This window comes from Mesorhizobium maamorense, from assembly GCF_044998965.1.
In the GTDB taxonomy this organism is placed as follows: domain Bacteria; phylum Pseudomonadota; class Alphaproteobacteria; order Rhizobiales; family Rhizobiaceae; genus Mesorhizobium.
The window spans coordinates 337,126-354,494 of the sequence record NZ_CP173356.1; the positions used below are offsets into that span (position 1 = coordinate 337,126).

Here is a 17,369-nt window from a genome sequence, read left to right on the forward strand (position 1 = left end):
CCGGTTTTCATTTGTAACTTTCGGTGCCATCTCTAACCGCCTGATGCGAGACGTGCACGCTCATCCGACATCTCCGCCATTTTCGCGAAGTCGGTTGTTAGCGCGTCGCGAATCTCATCCAGCCAACCCGGTCGCATCTCTGGCACTGACGACAACAGCAAGTCTGTATAGGGATCAAAGGGCGGCATCAGCACTTTGCTCTTCGCACCGTAGCGCACGACCTCGCCGCGATACATCACCGCGATCGAATCGGCGATTGATCTCACGGTTGCAAAGTCGTGGGTTATGAAGAGGTAGGCGACCTTCTCGTGCTGCTGCAGGTTCAACAAAAGCTTGAGAATGCCGTTGGCCACCAGCGGGTCGAGCGCCGAGGTCACCTCGTCGCAGATGATCAGCTTCGGTTTGGCGGCGAGCGAGCGGGCAATGCAGACGCGCTGCTTCTGGCCGCCCGACAGCTCCGCTGGATAGCGGTCGATGAAGCCTTTGCCCATCTCGATCTCGTCGAGCAATTCGGCAACGCGCCGGTCGCGCTCACGTCCCCGCATGCCGAAATAGAACTCCAGCGGCCGGCCGATGATGGTGCCGACGGTCTGGCGCGGGTTCATGGCCACGTCGGCCATCTGGTAGATCATCTGCAGCTGCCGCAGATCCTCCTTCGGCCGGTCGGCAAGCCGGTTGGGGAGGGGCCGCCCGTCGAAGGTGACAGTGCCCTGCTCTGGCGGCAACAGGCCGGTGATGGCGCGCGCCAGCGTCGACTTGCCGGAGCCGGACTCGCCGACCACAGCCAGTGTCTGGCCCGGATAGATGTCGACGGAAACGTTCTTCAGCACCTTGATGTGGCCGCCGCCATAAGCGGCGGTGACGTTCTTCACGGACAGGAATGGCGAGACGCCGGGTTTCTGCTCGGCGTGTTCGATCTCGTGCACTGACACCAGCGCCTTGGTGTACTCCTGGCGCGGTTCCTTGATGATCTGCTGGGTGCCGCCCCATTCGACCAGCCGGCCATGGCGTAGCACCATGATCTCGTCCGATACCTGGGCGACGACGGCAAGATCGTGGGTGATGTAGAGCGCGGCCACATGCGTGTCGCGGATGGCGTCCTTGATCGCCGACAGCACGTCGATCTGCGTCGTCACGTCGAGCGCTGTGGTCGGCTCGTCGAAGACGATCAGGTCCGGCTCCGAGCACAGCGCCATCGCCGTCATCACACGCTGCAGCTGGCCGCCTGAGACCTGGTGGGGAAAGCGCTCGCCGATGGTTTCGGGGTTCGGCAGGCTCAGCTTCTTGAACAGCGCGACGGCGCGTTTCTCGGCCTCCGCGCGCGTCGCCCTGCCGTGCAGCAGGGTGGCTTCCACCACCTGGTCCATCAGCCGGTGCGCCGGGTTGAAAGCCGCTGCCGCCGACTGCGCGACATAGCAGACCTCGCGTCCGCGCAGTCTGCGGAAACCTTCCTTGCCGCCCTTGAGGATGTCGCGGCCGTTCAGGATCACCTCGCCGCCCGTGATGCGCACGCCGCCGCGCCCATAACCCATCGAAGACAGGCCGATGGTCGACTTGCCGGCACCGGATTCGCCGATCAGGCCGAGCACCTTGCCTTTTTCCAGGGTCAGCGAGACATCATGCACCAGCACGATGTTCTTCGGCGGCTCGCCGGGCGGGTATACCGTCGCTTCGATGCGCAAGTTGCGGATGTCGAGCAGCACTCCTGGCTTCGGCTGCCCGGGTTTCGCTTTACTGTCGGCCATCATCCGCGCCCTCCCTTCAGGCTTGTCGTGCGGTTGAGCACCCAGTCGGCGACGAGATTGACCGAGATCGCAAGCGCCGCGATCGCGGCCGCCGGTATGAGCGCCGCGGCAATGCCGAAGACGATGCCGTCCTTGTTTTCCTTGACCATGCCGCCCCAATCGGCGCTAGGCGGCTGCACGCCGAGGCCGAGGAAGGACAGTGTCGACAGGAACAGCACGGCATAGATGAAGCGCAGGCCGAGTTCCGAGACCAGCGGCGACAACGCATTGGGCAGGATCTCGCGGAAGACGATCCACGTGCTGCCTTCGCCGCGCAGCTTGGCGGCTTCGACATAGTCCATGACGTTGATGTCGACGGCGACCGCGCGCGACAGGCGGTAGACGCGGGTCGAGTCGAGAATGCCCATCACCAGGATCAGCGTCACCAGGTTTGTCGGCAGCACCGAGAGCACGACAAGGCCCATGATCAGCGTCGGGATCGACATCAGGAGATCGACGAGGCGCGACAGGATCGTGTCGAACCAGCCGCCGAACACCGCCGCCGAAAAGCCGAGAATGGCGCCAAGCGAGAAGGACAACGCCGTGGCGAGCACTGCGATGAAAAGGGTGATGCGCGCACCATAGATCATGCGCGACAACAGATCGCGGCCGAGATTGTCGGTGCCCAGCCAATCTGCCGCGGACATCGGTCCCCAGACATCGCCCACGATCTCGCCATTGCCATACGGCGCGATCCAGGGCGCGAAGATCGCCGCCAGCACGAACAGCGCCGTCAGCACCAGGCCGATCAGCGCCGGGATGGGGATGCGTTTTATGTCGAGCATGCCCGCTCCCTATTTCGGATGTCTGAGACGCGGATTGGCGACGATTGCCGCTATGTCAGCGATGATGTTGAGGCCGATATAGACGGCGGCGAAGATCAGTCCGACCGCCTGCACCACCGGCACGTCGCGCTTGGTGACGTGATCGACCAGATACTGCCCCATGCCGGGATAGACGAAGATCACTTCGACCACGACCACGCCGACGATCAGATAGGCGAGGTTGAGCATGACGACGTTGATGATCGGCGCGATGGCGTTCGGGAAGGCATGTTTGCGGATGACCGCGAAAGCCGAGAGCCCCTTGAGCTCGGCGGTCTCCACATAGGCCGATTGCATGACGTTTAGGATCGCAGCGCGCGTCATGCGCATCATATGGGCAAGCACCACCAGCGTCAGCGCCGCCGCCGGCAGCGCGATCGCCTGCATGCGTTCACCGAAAGGCATGCCGTCATAGACGGTCGAGATGGCGGGGAACCACTGATGCTGAACCGCGAAGTAGAAGACCAGCAAGTAGCCGATGAAGAATTCCGGGAAGGAGGTCGAGGCGAGCGCCAGTCCCGAGATCAGCTTGTCGACCCAGCCGTTGCGGTAGCGCACCGCGATCAGGCCAAGCGTTATGGCTAGCGGAATGGCCACGATCGCCGCCCAGAAGGCGAGGAACAGCGTGTTCCACAGCCGGCCCTTGATCGATGTCGCGATATCCTGTCCGCTCGACATGGCGGTCCCGAGATCGCCGGTCAAAACGCCGCCGAGCCAGCGGAAATACCTGAGATAGGCCGGGTCGTTGAGCCCGAGCTGCTCGCGCAGATTGGCGAGCGACTCCGGCGTCGCCGATTGTCCGAGAATGGCTTGCGCGACGTCGCCCGGAAGAATCTGGGTACCGGCGAAGATCAGGACCGAAACGGCCATCAACAGGAGGAAGCCCAGCGCAATGCGCTGAGCCACCAGTCTTGAGACGAAACTCACCTCTCAGGCCTGCCAGCACAGGACGGCGGCCTTACCGTTCATCATGTCCATATTTGGGTTTTCCTGCCATCCAGCGACCCGGTCGCTGCGGTAGGCCTTAATGAAGCTCTTGAACATCGGGGTGATCAGCCCCCCTGGTCTCGCAGGATCAGGTTCGCTTCGCTATACATATCCTTGCGCTTGGTCTTGTCGAGTTCGCCTCGCGCTTTCAAGATCAACGCGTCGAACTTTGGATTTTTGAAACGAGTATCGTTCCAGTTCGCCGAGGAGAAATAGACGGTTGAGAATATCTGGTCCTGTGTGGGCCGACCGCTCCACTCTGCGGTCGAGAAAGGCTCCTTGTTCCAGACTTGGTCCCAGTAGCCGTCGCTCGGTTCGCGCTTGAGCTCGATCTTGATGCCGGCGCTGGCGGCGCTCTGCTGGAAGAGCTGCGCCGCGTCGACGGCCCCGGCGAAGGCAACGTCGGAGGTCCTCAGCAGGATCGAGCCGTCATGGCCGGACTTCTTATAGTGGAACTTGGCTTTATCCGGGTCATAGGCGCGCTGCGGGATGGAGTCGTCAAACAGCGGATAGGATGCATTGACGGGGGAATCGTTGCCGATCGACCCGTAACCGGCAAGAATGTTATTTAGCATCTGCTCGCGGTTGATGGCGAGCTTCAGCGCCATGCGGAGGTCGTAGTTGTCGAAGGGAGTAGTGTCACAGAACATGTTGAAGCAGTTGTATGCGCGGCCAACTGATGACTCGACGATGACCTTCGGTGCCTTCTTGAGGAGCCCGGCTACGCGTGGCTCGACTAGGTTGACCATGTCCACTTGGCCAGACTGAAGCGCCGAATTCCTCGCAGTCGAATCGTTTATCACTAGGATATTGACCGCATCGAAATGACCGACCGTTGGATCCCAATAATTCTTAAACTTTTCCATCTGGATACGCTCGCCCGGCTCAAAGCTATTCAGCTTGTAGGCGCCGCTGAATATCCCTGCGTCCGGCTTGTCTATTCCCCCGCCAGGCTGGATCACCAAATGCCAATCGGACATCAAATAGGGCAAATCTGCGTTGGGGGATTTCAGCGAAACGACGACATTGCTGCCATCCACCTTCACATCCGCGATTTGCTCAAGGATGCCGAAGGCGCCCGACTTGGAATTCTTATCGGAATGGCGCTGAATTGTCTTCACGATGTCGTCCGGCGACAGCGTCTTACCATTGTGAAACTCGACGCCCCTGCGAATTTTGAATGTCCAAGTGGCGGCATCGGCCGAACTTTCCCAGCTTTCGGCAAGGGCGGGCACCGCTTCGCCCTTTGGCGAGACTTGGACCAGGGTCTCACCCAAGGTGTTGAGGTAAACGAGGGCGACCCCGTTGGAAGCCAGTGCGGGATCAAGGGAGTCTGTTGTGCCTCCGCCCCCCAGTCCCATTGTCAGGGTACCACCTTTGTTTGGCGCGTCCGCCTTTACGCCGGTGCCGAACATGCTATTTGCCGCGGCAGCGGCGAGACCTAGAGCCATGGTTCGTTGGAGGAAGCCCCGTCGGCTATACCCGGATTCTCCGCCGAATTCTGCGACATGACTGAACTCATCCTTGTTCATTACTTCTTCCCCTTTGGTTTCCTAGCAGTGATAAAGTAGTTTATCAGTCGGTCTATCCAGCATTTAGCGTGGATAGAATGTGAGTTGCCGAATTCTGTTACGGGCCTGGGCGCACAGGCCGCCGACAGCCGTTAGAAGGTCCCGAGGGCACGGTCCCAAGCATGGAGCAACCAAAATGGAAGCCTGTTCCAACTAGATCACCGTTTCAAAATACCGTCAAGTGCCGCGCTAAAGTTTGCTGCCGGCTCAACCACGGTATGACGACGTAGCGATGCTGACTGGCCTAACGAGGGATCTAGGGATCGGCTGCGCATGAGCTGGAAGGTAAATCACCGATGGGCGCGGCCGACAGTGCGTAGGCCCTGCGGCCCACCAAGCAAATCTAAGCCGATGGACACTCAGCAAAGTCGCCGAAAACAGCAGCCGTGGTGGCGCCCCAAAAGAACTTGTTCGGCCGTTAAGCGCCTAAGAATCAGGGCTTCACAACTGAAGGCACATCGACAGGAAAGGCTTATAGGTCGAGCTTTAGACGCCTAGATTCCGCTCGTGAGCAACAAATCATAACGACGGTTTGCGACGCCTTCTCTTCGTCGGTCAAGACGAGGTCGCGGTGATCTGCTGTTCCGCCCAGAAGACCTGTTGCGCACGTCCCACAAATCCCCTCTTCGCATGAACTATCAGGGAAAATCCCGTTCTCGCGCAAGACGTGCAAAATGGATTTTTGCGGCGGTACGTCCAAGATTTGTCCGGTTGAAACGATCTCTATTTCGAAGGTGGAGTCCCGTCCTGACCCGATTGATAGAGTCGGATCTATCTTAAACCGTTCGAAGTGAACGGAGCTTGCCGGCCAATCCCATGTGGCGGCTTTGACACCGTCAATCAGACCCGAAGGCCCGCAGCAATATACTTGCTGTCCTTCCACTCTTTCACGGAGCAGGGAAGCGAGGTCGAGCCTTTGTCCGGAATGTTCGCCATGGAAGTGCGTCACCGTGCGCCGGCTAAAGGGTGCCGTGTCAAGAATGTCTCGAAAGGCGGCTCGCTCAGGATTTCGAGCACAGTAGTGAATCGAGTATGCCGCGCCCGTTCTCTCGAGATAGCGGGCCATCGACAAAATTGGTGTGATGCCAATACCCCCGGCGATTAGGGTATAGATACTAGCTCCCGCCAGCAGCGGAAAGTTGTTCAGGGGATCTGAGATTTGAACTTGACTGCCCACGGCAAGATTCTCGTGCACGTAGACAGAGCCTCCGCGCCCGGCGGGCTCGCGAAGAACAGCGATAACGTAGCGCTGGCGTTCCCGAGGATCGTTGCAAAGTGAGTAAGACCGTGTGCGGCCGTCGGGCAAATGCAAATTTATGTGGGCACCGGCTTCAAAGGGTGGGAGAAGCGCGCCGTCAGGGTCTACCAACTCGTAAGAGCGTATGCCGAGGGCCTCATCTACGCATCGACTAATCCGGAGTGTCCTCACAGCATTACTCGTTGATCAGCCTTTTCAAGTACCAAGCGACAAACGCTGCTGTCATTTCCTCGCGCACCGAGTACAGGCCCGGAGTGTAATGGCGGGAAGTCACCCCTCGATGGTTGTTCGCGATGAGCTCTGCGTCTTGCAGAGTGGTCACATGCCACATCCACTTCAGTCGCTCCACGTCATAGTCCGTCCCCTCGACTGCGTCTTCGTGCACCAGCCAAGTGAGCCGCATCTCCGTGTGGGTCGGATCTATCGGGGTGAAACGAATAAGGGTTGTGTGATCACTGGTGCTATGAAGCCCGAACTGAGGCATAAAGTCCACGGCAGTTTCGGCCCCATCGAACTTCCTCAGGTTGCCCATGAGTGGAGCAACCGGTTGGCCGTCTTTGGAAGCGGTTTGCCACCCATCGCGGATTGGCCGCCGCCTGACTTGATATGGCTGAAGTCCAGTGGCAAGCGCGACAGACCCCACAACGAATCCTTCCTCCCTCGCGGCCTCTTCCCATGCGGGAAGAACATTCGCTTCAAACGAGCCTGGCACGGCATCATTCGTTTTGACATATGCATTTACCGCTGTGTATTCCGGATGTGCCATTACGCAGTGATAGCACTCTCGAAAGTTCTCAACCGCCAGCTTCCAATTTCCGGGTGTTGTGTATACTTCAGCGTGAGCGATCTTTGCCCTCGTTAGCCCATGCGGCTCCAGATAGGGGAGCACATCCGCTTCCATCGCAGCAAAATCAGGGGCGTCCTTCTCGTTCCCAAGATAAATGAAGATCAATCCCGCAGTCACACGCACTGCACATGAGTGCAACCCCCATTTCGAGCGATCAAACCCTTCACCCATATTCTTGGCGTGCACCAAACGGCCACTCAAATCGTAAACCCAGCCGTGATAAGGGCAGGTAAACGTCCGGACCTTCCCCTCTGGTTTCTGGCAAACTATACTGCCCCGATGGCGGCAGACATTGTGGTGCGCAAAGATTTCGCCGTTTGTGCCGCGCACAATGACGATCGAGTCACCGCCGATCTCAAAAGTTATGAAGTCCCCCGGTGTCGGAATGCGCGAGACATGATCAACGAAAAGCCACTGTCGACCGAAAATCACCTCGAGGTCCCGCTCAAAGATATCTTTGTCAACGTAAAAGACACGGTCGAGTGAATGCCCAGGGCGTTGAAGGGCAGCCAACTCCGTAACCGTCTTTTCAGCCATATTCTCCATCTCGTAACTTCTCTCTGCTGGGCCATGCAAACGTTGGGGGTGAGTATTTGGTACAAAATCCTACGCCGGAAGTCAATGTCAGTGGAACGGTATTCAATCTGGAACTCGATACGCATTTTGTGGAAAATGGTGCGCGGGCTTGCGTTGGACGTGGGGCGGCTGTGCCAGCAATCGCCGATCGCGCTTGGCTGATCACCGGCCGATCAAAGGCAGCCGCCATGACGTCGCCCGCGCATGTGACGTCAGGCGACTCTGATCGCGGCCCCATTCATCTGCGCAGACAATTGTAGCCTAGAATTTGGCGGCTATTACCTCTACCTCGACAAGCGCTCCTGGTGCAGCCAGCGCTGGTACTAAGACCAGCGTGTTGGCAGGGCGATGACCTGCGAGAAACTGATTTCGCACGCCAGTGTAAGCTGAAACGTCTGTACCCGCGACGATATATTGATTGATCTTAGTAAGGTTGTGGATGTCCATTCCCGCTTCCTTGAGCAAAGCCGCTATTTGGTCCCAAACTGAGTGAGCTTGTTCCTCACAGGATCCTTCAGCACAAAGCTGTCCAGAAACATGAAGCCAGTTCGCGCCAGATGGCGTGAGCATGGCTTGGCTAAACGGAGCTGAAGGATTGTGGAGAGTAGCAGGTTCTATTGCGGTCGATTTCAATGGCCTTCCCTTCAAATCAGTCGTTTCACCGTACATTGTTATTCGAGCGACAGAACGACGGGAACGGTCGTGCGCGTCACACTGGGGCTCGGGATCCGGGTCGCGGCTTACCAGCCTACTTTGGCAAGGCGCCAGACTTCTTCGCGGTCCAGGTGGCGATATAATCCATCAGGCCAGGGTTGAGGCAGTCGTAAGGTTCGAGGCCGATCGATTTCAGTTGGCCGCGAATGCCGTCCATGCGGCTCGGGTCGACACCGGATTCGATGATCGAAGAAACAAAGGCGGTAAAGCCCGGCGGCGACCAGCCATCCTCCTCGAAGCGCTCGGGATGGATGAAGGACAAGCCCTTGAACGGATGGTCGCGCTCGACGGGTCCATGCATGTGGACGCCGCAGCCGGTGCAGGCATGGCGCTGGATCAACGCGCTCGGGTCCACCACCTTCAGCTTGTCGCCGTTCTCGGCGACGGTGACGTCGCCGGTGCCGGCTACGGCCACCACCGAGAACACCGCCCCTTCGGGCTTCCAGCATTTGGTGCAGCCGCAGGCGTGGTTGTGGGCGATCTGGCCCTTGACCTTCACCTTGACCGGATTGCTGGTACAGGCGCAGACCAGCGTGCCGCCGATAAAGCTCGCACTCTCCCTGGGCAGACCATTGTCGATTTTCGGATGCAGTTTTTCCGCCATGCTTTTCTCCTCCCATTTTTGACCACAGAGGTCGCGGGCCCGTTGCCTGCGGCGTGTGGCCGCCCTCAGTAAACCACGACACTCCTGATCGACTTGCCCTCGTGCATGAGGTCGAAACCCTTGTTGATGTCCTCGAGCTTCAGCGTGTGGGTGATCATCGGGTCGATCTCGATCTTGCCGTCCATGTACCAGTCGACGATCCTGGGCACGTCGGTGCGGCCGCGCGCGCCGCCGAAGGCGGTGCCCATCCAGGTCCGCCCGGTGACCAGCTGGAAGGGCCGCGTCGAGATCTCCTGGCCGGCGCCGGCCACGCCGATGACCACCGACTTGCCCCAGCCGCGATGCGAAGCCTCCAGCGCCTGGCGCATCACCTTGGTGTTGCCGGTGCAGTCGAACGTGTAGTCGGCGCCGCCGATCTGGTCGGCGCCGCGCTTGGTCATGTTGACGAGATGGGGAACGATGTCGCCGTCGATCTCCTTCGGATTGACGAAATGCGTCATGCCGAAGCGCTCGCCCCAGGCTCGTCTGTCGTTGTTGAGATCGACACCGATGATCATGTCGGCGCCGGCAAGTTTTAGGCCCTGGATGACGTTGAGCCCGATGCCGCCGAGGCCGAAGACCACGGCGGTCGCGCCTTGCTCGACCTTGGCGGTGTTGATGACCGCGCCCACGCCGGTGGTCACCCCGCAGCCGATGTAGCAGATCTTGTCGAAGGGCGCGTCGGGATTGACTTTGGCCACGGCGATCTCCGGCAGCACCGTAAAGTTGGAGAAGGTCGAGCAGCCCATATAGTGAAACAATTTTTCGCCCCCGATCGAGAAGCGCGAGGTGCCGTCCGGCATCAGGCCTTGGCCCTGCGTGGCGCGGATGGCGGTGCACAGATTGGTCTTGCGCGACAAACACGACGGGCACTGGCGGCATTCGGGCGTATAGAGCGGGATCACATGGTCGCCCTTTTTGACCGAGGTGACGCCCTTGCCGACATCGACCACCACGCCGGCGCCCTCGTGGCCGAGAATGGCCGGGAACAGGCCCTCGGGATCGGCGCCCGACAGCGTGAACTCGTCGGTGTGGCAGATGCCGGTCGCCTTGATCTCGACCAGCACCTCGCCCTCGCGCGGGCCGTCGAGGTCGACCTCCATGATCTCAAGCGGCTTTCCGGCAGCAACGGCAACGGCGGCGCGGGTTTTCATGCAACGTTTTCTCCAAATATCTGGTCTTTTCCGGGAACCCGCAGTCGCCCGCAACGAATCCGGACTTTGGGCTGCAAACCGATCCGCAACCACTTTCTAACGCGCAACCTTAATCACTGAGGGAAGCACGGGCTCGCGCTTGGCGGCTTAATTCACCTTTTTGCCCAAAGACTCCACACGTCTTATATAGAACCTAATTCCAACTAGGATAGCGTGTCAATTGCGGCTCGGGGCTTTTTCGCGTTACGCTGCTAGGAGGATCGCCTGTAGGTAAAATGCGCGGGGGTTACCAATCACGGGCGCCAGCCCTCCGCCGCACCTCTCGGCTCAGCCTGATGCGACCCAGGTGTGCTGTACGACCTACCTGCACGTAGGCGTCTTGTGTGAAAATCGCACCATCGACCGGCTGCGAGCGAAATACAGAACGCCGCCGCCGGCGCCCGATGCTCATTCAAGCGATTCACTTATCAGAGTTTTGTCGTTGTCTGAGTAGCCATAACTCTCCAAGCTTGGCAGCCGTAGACACGACCGATGATGCTATTTCTTTCTGCCGCTCCGTGGTCAGGCGCGACCGCGGACCTGCAACGCTAACTGTGCCACCGTTTGAACGCCCCCAATGTGATCGGTACAGCAATGGCATCGCGGGCACGCGCCAGCAAACGTCTCGCCACGATCGACCACTCACAGCAAGCGTGATCGCTGCGGACGTCCCCGACGCTTCACTGTTCCGTTCAGGGCGACAGTGCGCCGCTTGGCTCGGCCTGACGACGCCGAGAGCTCCTTCGAGCGGTGGGCATGAGCGGCTAATGGGCATCAGCAAACAAGGAGACGACTATCTTCGCCGCCTGGTTGTGTCGGCGCTACAGCCGTGCTGCGATACGATCGTCAATTGAGCGAAGATTTGGGCAACGCAGCTTCTCGCAGGAAGCGCCCGAAAGTCGTCGCGCTCGCGTTGGCTAACAAGATAGCGCGGATCGCGTAGGCGCTTCTCTGCACCGCAACGAGACCTACGTGACGCCGACGGCGTAGCCGGTATCTGCGCTGCCAACGAATGCGCATGGGTGCTGAGAGGAGATGACGAACCGGCCGTGCGGGGATCGGCACACCCCTTGCGGTCAGAGCGCATCAAAAGCGCGCAAAATTGATTGGGAACCGATCCACGGACTTCATCTTGGCCTGCGAGGCGAGCCTCACATGAAACCGCCCGTAGATATGACTGCGCCCGGCCGGTCCGTCACCCACAATCACCCTTGCGCAACTGGGGTCGTCCAGACATGCCTGTTCCAATTCATTGGCTCATTGGCTGCACGCAATCCGTATTGCTCCGGCGTTTCGCTTTCCAATCGCCCCCTATGTTCGTAGCCGAGCGAAATATGAAATATGCTCCGGAAGCATCTCTTCGCAGGGTGTCCGGCGCGCTACCTGGTAGCCAATGCCAAGTTCCGTCCCTTGCCCGGCGGCCAATGACTTTGTTCGCCGCGGCAGACCAATCTCCACGAAATAGTGCGATTACGAGTATCGCCGCAACGGCACCTTCAACCCTGTTTGTCTTTCTCGACGTGAACCGACCTTGCGGCCTTCCAGAGCATCGGTCGTCAGTACGCTAGTTCCGTTTCAAAGTGATTCTGCGAAAGGTCAAAGTCACCAAACAGCGTACGGCACGAGACTATGCCCATTGCATGCGCGACCTCGTCGATGTCCACTTTCCCACGGCCCACCTGCATTCGCGTCGTCCAGGACAACTTATGGACCCACACGGCCGGTGCCCTCTACGAAACCTTCCCGCCGACCGAGGCCCGCCTCCTCCTGCGGGTGACTCGTTGCCTGTTTCAGGATAGGCGCGGCCCATTTTGGCTCGTGCATCATGACGGCTGTTTCAACCGCCTCGGACCCTCTATTGCTGAAAATACGTCCTCAGCAGCCTGGACCGACCTATCAACGACGCCAAGCGCCTGGAGTTTCATTACACGCCAAAGCACGCCAGCTGGCTCAACATGGTCGAGATCTCGATCGGCGGTCGAAGCACACCACCGGGCGCTCGGGGTCGAGGGCTTCGGCATACAGATCGAGCACGTCTTCCATGCGCGCCACGTATTCGCCGTTGCCTCGGGAATGCACCACATGTCCCGGCGCCAGGGTTTGAGGCCATTCTCGGCCAGCCGGCGGCGCACCGTCTCGTGCGACAAGCTGTAGTGATCGGTGAGCTAGGGTCAGGACTCATTGATCCAGAAGATGAGGACTGCGGCGAAGGCGATCGCCGACAGGAAAGTGTGAGCACATCTGTCGTACCTCGTGTGGATGCGACGCCAGTCTTTGAGGCGCGTGCGAAGATGTTCTCAATCCTATGGCGTTGTCGGTATAGGACAGGATCGTAGCTGTGCTGAATACGATGCTTGGCATGGGGCGGGATGCATGGCGTGATACCGCGCTCGACGAGCGCCTGGCGGAAGGCCGCTGAACTGTAGGTCGGCCAGCAGGGTGTTGGCGGTGGGCAAATCCTCGATCGCTGCCGCAGCAGTCTTGTGATCATTGGCTTGCCCTTCGCTCAGATGCAGTAGCCGCGGCGTCCTTTGCCGTCACACACCACTTGCAGCTTGGTGGTCAGTCCGCCTCGGCTGCGTCCGATACATCGGGATAGAGCCCCTTTTTGAGTAGGATGGCGGCAGTGCGATGCGCTTTGAGATGGTGGCATCGATCATCAGATGATGTTCATCGCAGCCTCCTTTTGTTGGGCCCTGGACGAATCCAAAGAACAGTCAAAAATCAGGCGCTGCGCACCGGTCCGTCGACCAAGGCTTCACCGAAAAGCAAGGCCAGTACTTGGCCTTCATCTACACCTACTCGCACATGTTTCGACGCCCACCCGCCGAAGCCGATATCCAGCGCCATTTTCGGGTCAGTTCGCTGTCGGTCCACCAGATGGTTGTCACCCTAAAACGAAATGGCCTCATTCGCCGTCAACCCGGAGTTCGCCGAAGCATCGAGATCCTCATCCGCCGCAACGCCTGCCAATCCTACAATGGCTGCAAATCGACCAGTCAACATCACTGTGAAAAACTACTAGTTCCTCGAGCGGCTCCGAGGTGAACATAGCGGAGTGGAAGAAGGCCATTTTCCCTATTTGATCCCGAACGGGCCTCAATAACCGATCCTGGCTGTGACCAAGGCGCCGCCAACGTAGCCGTCGATGTATCACCTGCTATCCTAATGACTATGTACATCCCATCACCCACCACTGCCACAGGCATCCTGCGCGCCGGGAGCTGTCGAATACGTTGGGCATTAAATTGACTTCCGAGTTTGCGAGCGATGCAAACTGCAGCCACTCAATTGCGCCTGGTATGTGGATCCCCACTCATTAGGCGGCACTTCATCAGGAGAACGTTTTATAAATCACTTGAGACCTCGAATCAGCGAACCACCACTAATCGTATACTCGGCCATCATTCAGCGGGAAGCGGCCAAATCTCATACAAATGCAGATTGATCATGCTATCAGATGTAAATTTCTTACTCGCAATCAACTTATGAGAAAGAGTTAGTTTATCCAACTTGTCTGTGATCGCAGATTCATTTTGCGATACATTGTATGCCAACATTAATGTACCAGTTCGTGTTAAATATTTTCCAGAATCCTGCAGAAGCCTATTGAGTAATTGCCCGCCTGGATCGAAACTGCTGTATTCGATCATGCTGGAGAAATCGAAGTTCTCTGGAACACGGGTTGATGGCGAATGGAACACAATGTGGTCAAAACGCGAATTTTGATCAACGCTCTTATAAAGGTCGCTTTGAATGCTAGTAACGTTGGTAATTTCGTTTCGGTGAGCGTTGGCCAGTGTGTTGGTGATCGCGTTCGGATTTAAATCGGTGGCAAGCACGTGGGAAGCGCCACTCTTCGCCAAGAATAAGGCAATGAGGCCGCATCCGCATCCGAGTTCGAGCACGCGCTTCCCAGCCGTTGGGGGTACATTCTCCGCTACCCAACGGCCAGTGCCGTTATTATTGTCGTCCCAGAATACGTCTTTGTGTACTTCTATATCTAGTCCAAGACAACGGGCATACTTCGGGAATTCAGATAATTGGCTTTCTGCCAGGCGCTTTCTTACATAGGATATCCTATTAATGTTCATGCGAGATTCTCCGGTCATCGGCAATCATAGGGATACTATAAACGCCAGGGCGATTTTCAGTGTGAATTGTTCATGTACTTTTCCTTGCAGCGATATGAAAAATTCGCCCTCGCCCAGGGGTTGTTAAACACGGGCAGATACGCGACCTGCCTCCCCTCGGCTTGTGCGCAAGCCAAGCTCGATGACGATATGCGCGGCTGACGGCATTACTTTCGTGTCGTGACGCCATGCAGCGGCCTTCAAACAGTTCCGGGCACGCGTCTCAAGCCGTGCAGCTGTTCCGTGAGCGCGAAATCGAGCTGATGCCATTGCACGATGGGCAGGAAGCGCTCGCGGGCCTGCTATCTCGCCAGGATCCTGCAGCCATCCTGATGATGCGCGCCTTAGCGAATGACTTCCAAATCATGTGGGCATCTAAGCGGCCACAGGATTTGTACTGCCACACTCCGGGATTCTGTAACTGTGAGCCGCAGAGCGGTGGCGACCTCGATCTGGGCACAGGGTCAGGAGGGTTCCGTGTCACGGTGAAAAATGTCTTTATCAAAATGATAGCTGCACGAGCCTGTCATGTCCGACTTTGTTATATTGCAGACAATGCGGAATGGAGGGTCGTGTCCCTGCCGAAGTCGCTCGTGAGCGCGCCCCCAACAGCGCTGAAGCGAGCGGGGTTGCGGTGATCATCTCCGGCAAGGTCGGTGGGTTGGTAACGGCAACCTGGTTCGAAGGAACCGCCCAAGACCGAGCACATTTTGACCAGTTCAAGTTTTGAGAACCCGACGCACAATTCGAGCCTTCCCAAAAATGGGGCGGGCGGGCATCTACTAGAGCGGGAGCGGTCGGTGCAATGCATTTGCACTGGGAGTCGCCTGGTGCCAACTCCTCTTCCCTACCGGCCACCCTCCTGTCTCCTCTGCTCGTTTGACCCTGGCCTGCCTGTCGAGGAAGCGTTCCGCGGCAACTACTATCATCCCCAGGCTCTCATTAGCTTTCACTCTATTACAAGGGCCAAGGCCAGTTCGAAACGCATCCTGTCCCTGCGCAGCAGCACGGTCAATCCTGCCCGAGAGCAAGATATATCGTCCCAACCCGTAAGCGCTTCGCGTTCGGCGCCTTTCCAATGTCCGACAAATTCGGATACGCAAATATATCACAGCCTTTAAACGGTTTCTCAATTGGCATGGTACGTGCGGGTCATCTGCAAACACGTCACGGACCAAGGAAATTGTTCCATGATCACCTTACCAAAGAACACCGGGGCGGCGGGCCTCCCGGACCGATCGAGGGATGACGCTGGAGTCAGGCCTGGCGTCCGCGGATGGCAGGCGCTGGTGTGGGTCTGCCACGTGCTGGAGCATCAACTGAATCCGAACGCATTCCTAAGGCCATACCTGGCTCGCCTTCGACCAGGCGGTTTCCTCGTGACGGTGCCGCCGATGAAGAATCAGTTTGTGAACGGAGATGTGTCGCTCTGGAACGCGGGGCTTCTCCTTTATCACCTGATCTTTGCGGGGTTCGGTTACCGCCATGCGCGCGTAGGAACCTATGCCAGCGGACCGGGGTATCCGGTCTACAACATCAGCGTTGTCGCCAACAGCCGGGGCTCCGATCCGCCTGCCTCCGCTCAGGACGCTGGCGATATTGAGCGCCTAGCTGACTCCTTTCCTCGCCCGGTCCGTCAGGGATTCGACGGTCGGCTTTCCGACATGAACTGGTGATCGGATGCATCGTCTCACTGACCATTACGACGCCGGCAACCGACCCGCTGTTGCTGACTGCCGCGCAGATTCGCGAGCCCGCCGGCGAGAAGGGCTCTTGCAACCACGTGAAGTTGACCGCTCTCGGCCTTCGCCTCGCGGCCGACATCGTGACCGAATGCAACATTGCGGGAGGGCGGTTGGTCCAACGATGCTAGGTTACGAGAGGTTGACAAAGACATTCCGGTCCGTCTCACTTGACAAGTTGTCGTTGTCGCGCCGGCATCATCCGCATCGCGGAAGGAAATGTGACCGTCGGTGCAGACGAATACACCGCATTTTATCATAAACATGTCAAACATTCTTGTCGAACGGTGCTTCGATACAATTGAGCTATTGGCGACTGAAGCGAAAAGCCTGCGACTCGAGGATATCGTCGAGCATCTCGATTTGCCGAATAGCGCAGTCTGTCGATTTCTATCGGTGCTTTGCCTAATTGGCTGGCTCGAGCAGGATTCTCAAACCGGCTTCTATCGTCTAACACTGCGACTTGCTGTTCTCGGGCAAAGGCTCCTGTCTGCAACCAAAACCCCTGATATCTGCCAATCTATCGTGAATCGCCTTGCGCAGGACAGCCAAGAACTCGTGCGTGTGGCTACCGTCCAACAGGACGGTCTTGCTTGGATTGCCTACGCGCAAGGCGCGAAGGCTGGCCTCATGTACGAACCGGAGACTACGGCAGAAGTGCCGTTACAAGTCACCGCCGAGGGGAAGGCGTGGCTCGCAACTCTTACTACCGGAGCCGCGGTCAAGGCAGTACTGAAAAATGGGTTCGGGGATCCAGACACCCATGGTCCCAATGCCGTTCGGACCATTGAGGCGATCCTAAGCGAACTCGAAGTCACACGAGAACAAGGCTGGGCCTTGGCGGTGGACGAAGCCGAACTTGGCGTGATATCGATAGCCTCGGCAATACGTCCAAATGGCGGATCACCAGTCGGAACGGTGAGTGTCGCTGGTCCAAGCCTTCGGTTTGGGGGTGAAAGAATTCTGGAAATATCGCGGCTGATCTCCATTGCGGCGGACGATCTTGCGGCGTTTTGGCCGCTGCGACGCAGGCCGCATTATTGCAATTCACTCAGGATGATCGCCTTAGGCAGCGGGCAATACCCTCGCTGACAAAG

General features: G+C 58.2%; 13 protein-coding genes and 4 pseudogenes. 5 read left to right on the forward strand and 12 right to left on the reverse strand.

Annotation, left to right across the window (positions count from 1 at the left end):
- Positions 1-32: 32 nt before the first annotated feature.
- The 9 genes and pseudogenes from ACIU1A_RS02230 to ACIU1A_RS02270 form a co-directional block, all read right to left on the reverse strand.
- Positions 33-1,745 (reverse strand): ABC transporter ATP-binding protein, encoded by a 1,713-nt coding sequence (locus ACIU1A_RS02230; protein WP_404927821.1) that lies wholly within the window; start codon positions 1,743-1,745, stop codon positions 33-35.
- The gene (locus ACIU1A_RS02235) at positions 1,745-2,569 is read right to left on the reverse strand and encodes an ABC transporter permease (RefSeq protein WP_404926453.1); all 825 of its coding nucleotides are present in this window, start codon (positions 2,567-2,569) and stop codon (positions 1,745-1,747) included. The genes ACIU1A_RS02230 and ACIU1A_RS02235 overlap by 1 nt, the downstream gene beginning before the upstream one ends.
- A gap of 9 nt (positions 2,570-2,578) precedes the next feature.
- A complete protein-coding gene (locus tag ACIU1A_RS02240) occupies positions 2,579-3,535 on the reverse strand; it encodes an ABC transporter permease (RefSeq protein ID WP_404926454.1) in 957 nt (318 codons plus the stop codon).
- A gap of 3 nt (positions 3,536-3,538) precedes the next feature.
- Positions 3,539-5,127, reverse strand: a pseudogene (locus tag ACIU1A_RS02245) (ABC transporter substrate-binding protein).
- Between the two features lie 511 nt (positions 5,128-5,638).
- On the reverse strand, positions 5,639-6,595 hold the full coding sequence (locus tag ACIU1A_RS02250; RefSeq protein WP_404926455.1) for a PDR/VanB family oxidoreductase: 957 nt from the start codon (positions 6,593-6,595) through the stop codon (positions 5,639-5,641).
- 4 nt (positions 6,596-6,599) lie between these two features.
- Positions 6,600-7,808 (reverse strand): aromatic ring-hydroxylating dioxygenase subunit alpha, encoded by a 1,209-nt coding sequence (locus ACIU1A_RS02255; protein WP_404926456.1) that lies wholly within the window; start codon positions 7,806-7,808, stop codon positions 6,600-6,602.
- A gap of 300 nt (positions 7,809-8,108) precedes the next feature.
- Positions 8,109-8,516, reverse strand: coding sequence for a RidA family protein (locus ACIU1A_RS02260; RefSeq protein ID WP_404926457.1), 408 nt, complete (start codon positions 8,514-8,516; stop codon positions 8,109-8,111).
- A gap of 79 nt (positions 8,517-8,595) precedes the next feature.
- Positions 8,596-9,165 (reverse strand): S-(hydroxymethyl)glutathione synthase, encoded by a 570-nt coding sequence (gene gfa, locus ACIU1A_RS02265; protein ID WP_404926458.1) that lies wholly within the window; start codon positions 9,163-9,165, stop codon positions 8,596-8,598.
- A gap of 65 nt (positions 9,166-9,230) precedes the next feature.
- A complete protein-coding gene (locus ACIU1A_RS02270) occupies positions 9,231-10,358 on the reverse strand; it encodes an S-(hydroxymethyl)glutathione dehydrogenase/class III alcohol dehydrogenase (RefSeq protein WP_140497529.1) in 1,128 nt (375 codons plus the stop codon).
- Between the two features lie 677 nt (positions 10,359-11,035).
- Here ACIU1A_RS02270 and ACIU1A_RS02275 point away from each other — a divergent pair.
- Positions 11,036-11,340, forward strand: a pseudogene (locus ACIU1A_RS02275) (transposase); the annotation flags it as partial.
- 525 nt (positions 11,341-11,865) lie between these two features.
- Positions 11,866-12,170, forward strand: a pseudogene (locus tag ACIU1A_RS02280) (hypothetical protein); the annotation flags it as partial.
- Positions 12,171-12,374: 204 nt separating this feature from the next.
- Here the strand turns inward: ACIU1A_RS02280 and ACIU1A_RS02285 are convergent.
- Together ACIU1A_RS02285 and ACIU1A_RS02290 are read right to left on the reverse strand one after the other, a co-directional pair.
- Positions 12,375-12,562, reverse strand: a pseudogene (locus tag ACIU1A_RS02285) (IS630 family transposase); the annotation flags it as partial.
- A 559-nt stretch (positions 12,563-13,121) separates the two neighbouring features.
- Positions 13,122-13,247, reverse strand: a complete 126-nt coding sequence (locus tag ACIU1A_RS02290) for a hypothetical protein (protein WP_404928096.1) — start codon at positions 13,245-13,247, stop codon at positions 13,122-13,124.
- Here ACIU1A_RS02290 and ACIU1A_RS02295 point away from each other — a divergent pair.
- Positions 13,206-13,445, forward strand: a complete 240-nt coding sequence (locus ACIU1A_RS02295) for a hypothetical protein (protein WP_404927822.1) — start codon at positions 13,206-13,208, stop codon at positions 13,443-13,445. The genes ACIU1A_RS02290 and ACIU1A_RS02295 overlap by 42 nt on opposite strands.
- Positions 13,446-13,801: 356 nt before the next feature.
- On the opposite strand, the gene ACIU1A_RS02300 is transcribed toward ACIU1A_RS02295, so the two are convergent.
- Positions 13,802-14,491, reverse strand: a complete 690-nt coding sequence (locus ACIU1A_RS02300) for a methyltransferase (RefSeq protein WP_404926459.1) — start codon at positions 14,489-14,491, stop codon at positions 13,802-13,804.
- Positions 14,492-15,720: 1,229 nt separating this feature from the next.
- Here ACIU1A_RS02300 and ACIU1A_RS02305 point away from each other — a divergent pair.
- Complete coding sequence (locus ACIU1A_RS02305) at positions 15,721-16,206, forward strand: hypothetical protein (protein WP_404926460.1); 486 nt, start codon at positions 15,721-15,723, stop codon at positions 16,204-16,206.
- A gap of 297 nt (positions 16,207-16,503) precedes the next feature.
- Complete coding sequence (locus tag ACIU1A_RS02310) at positions 16,504-17,364, forward strand: IclR family transcriptional regulator (RefSeq protein WP_404926461.1); 861 nt, start codon at positions 16,504-16,506, stop codon at positions 17,362-17,364.
- The last annotated feature ends 5 nt before the right edge of the window (positions 17,365-17,369 follow it).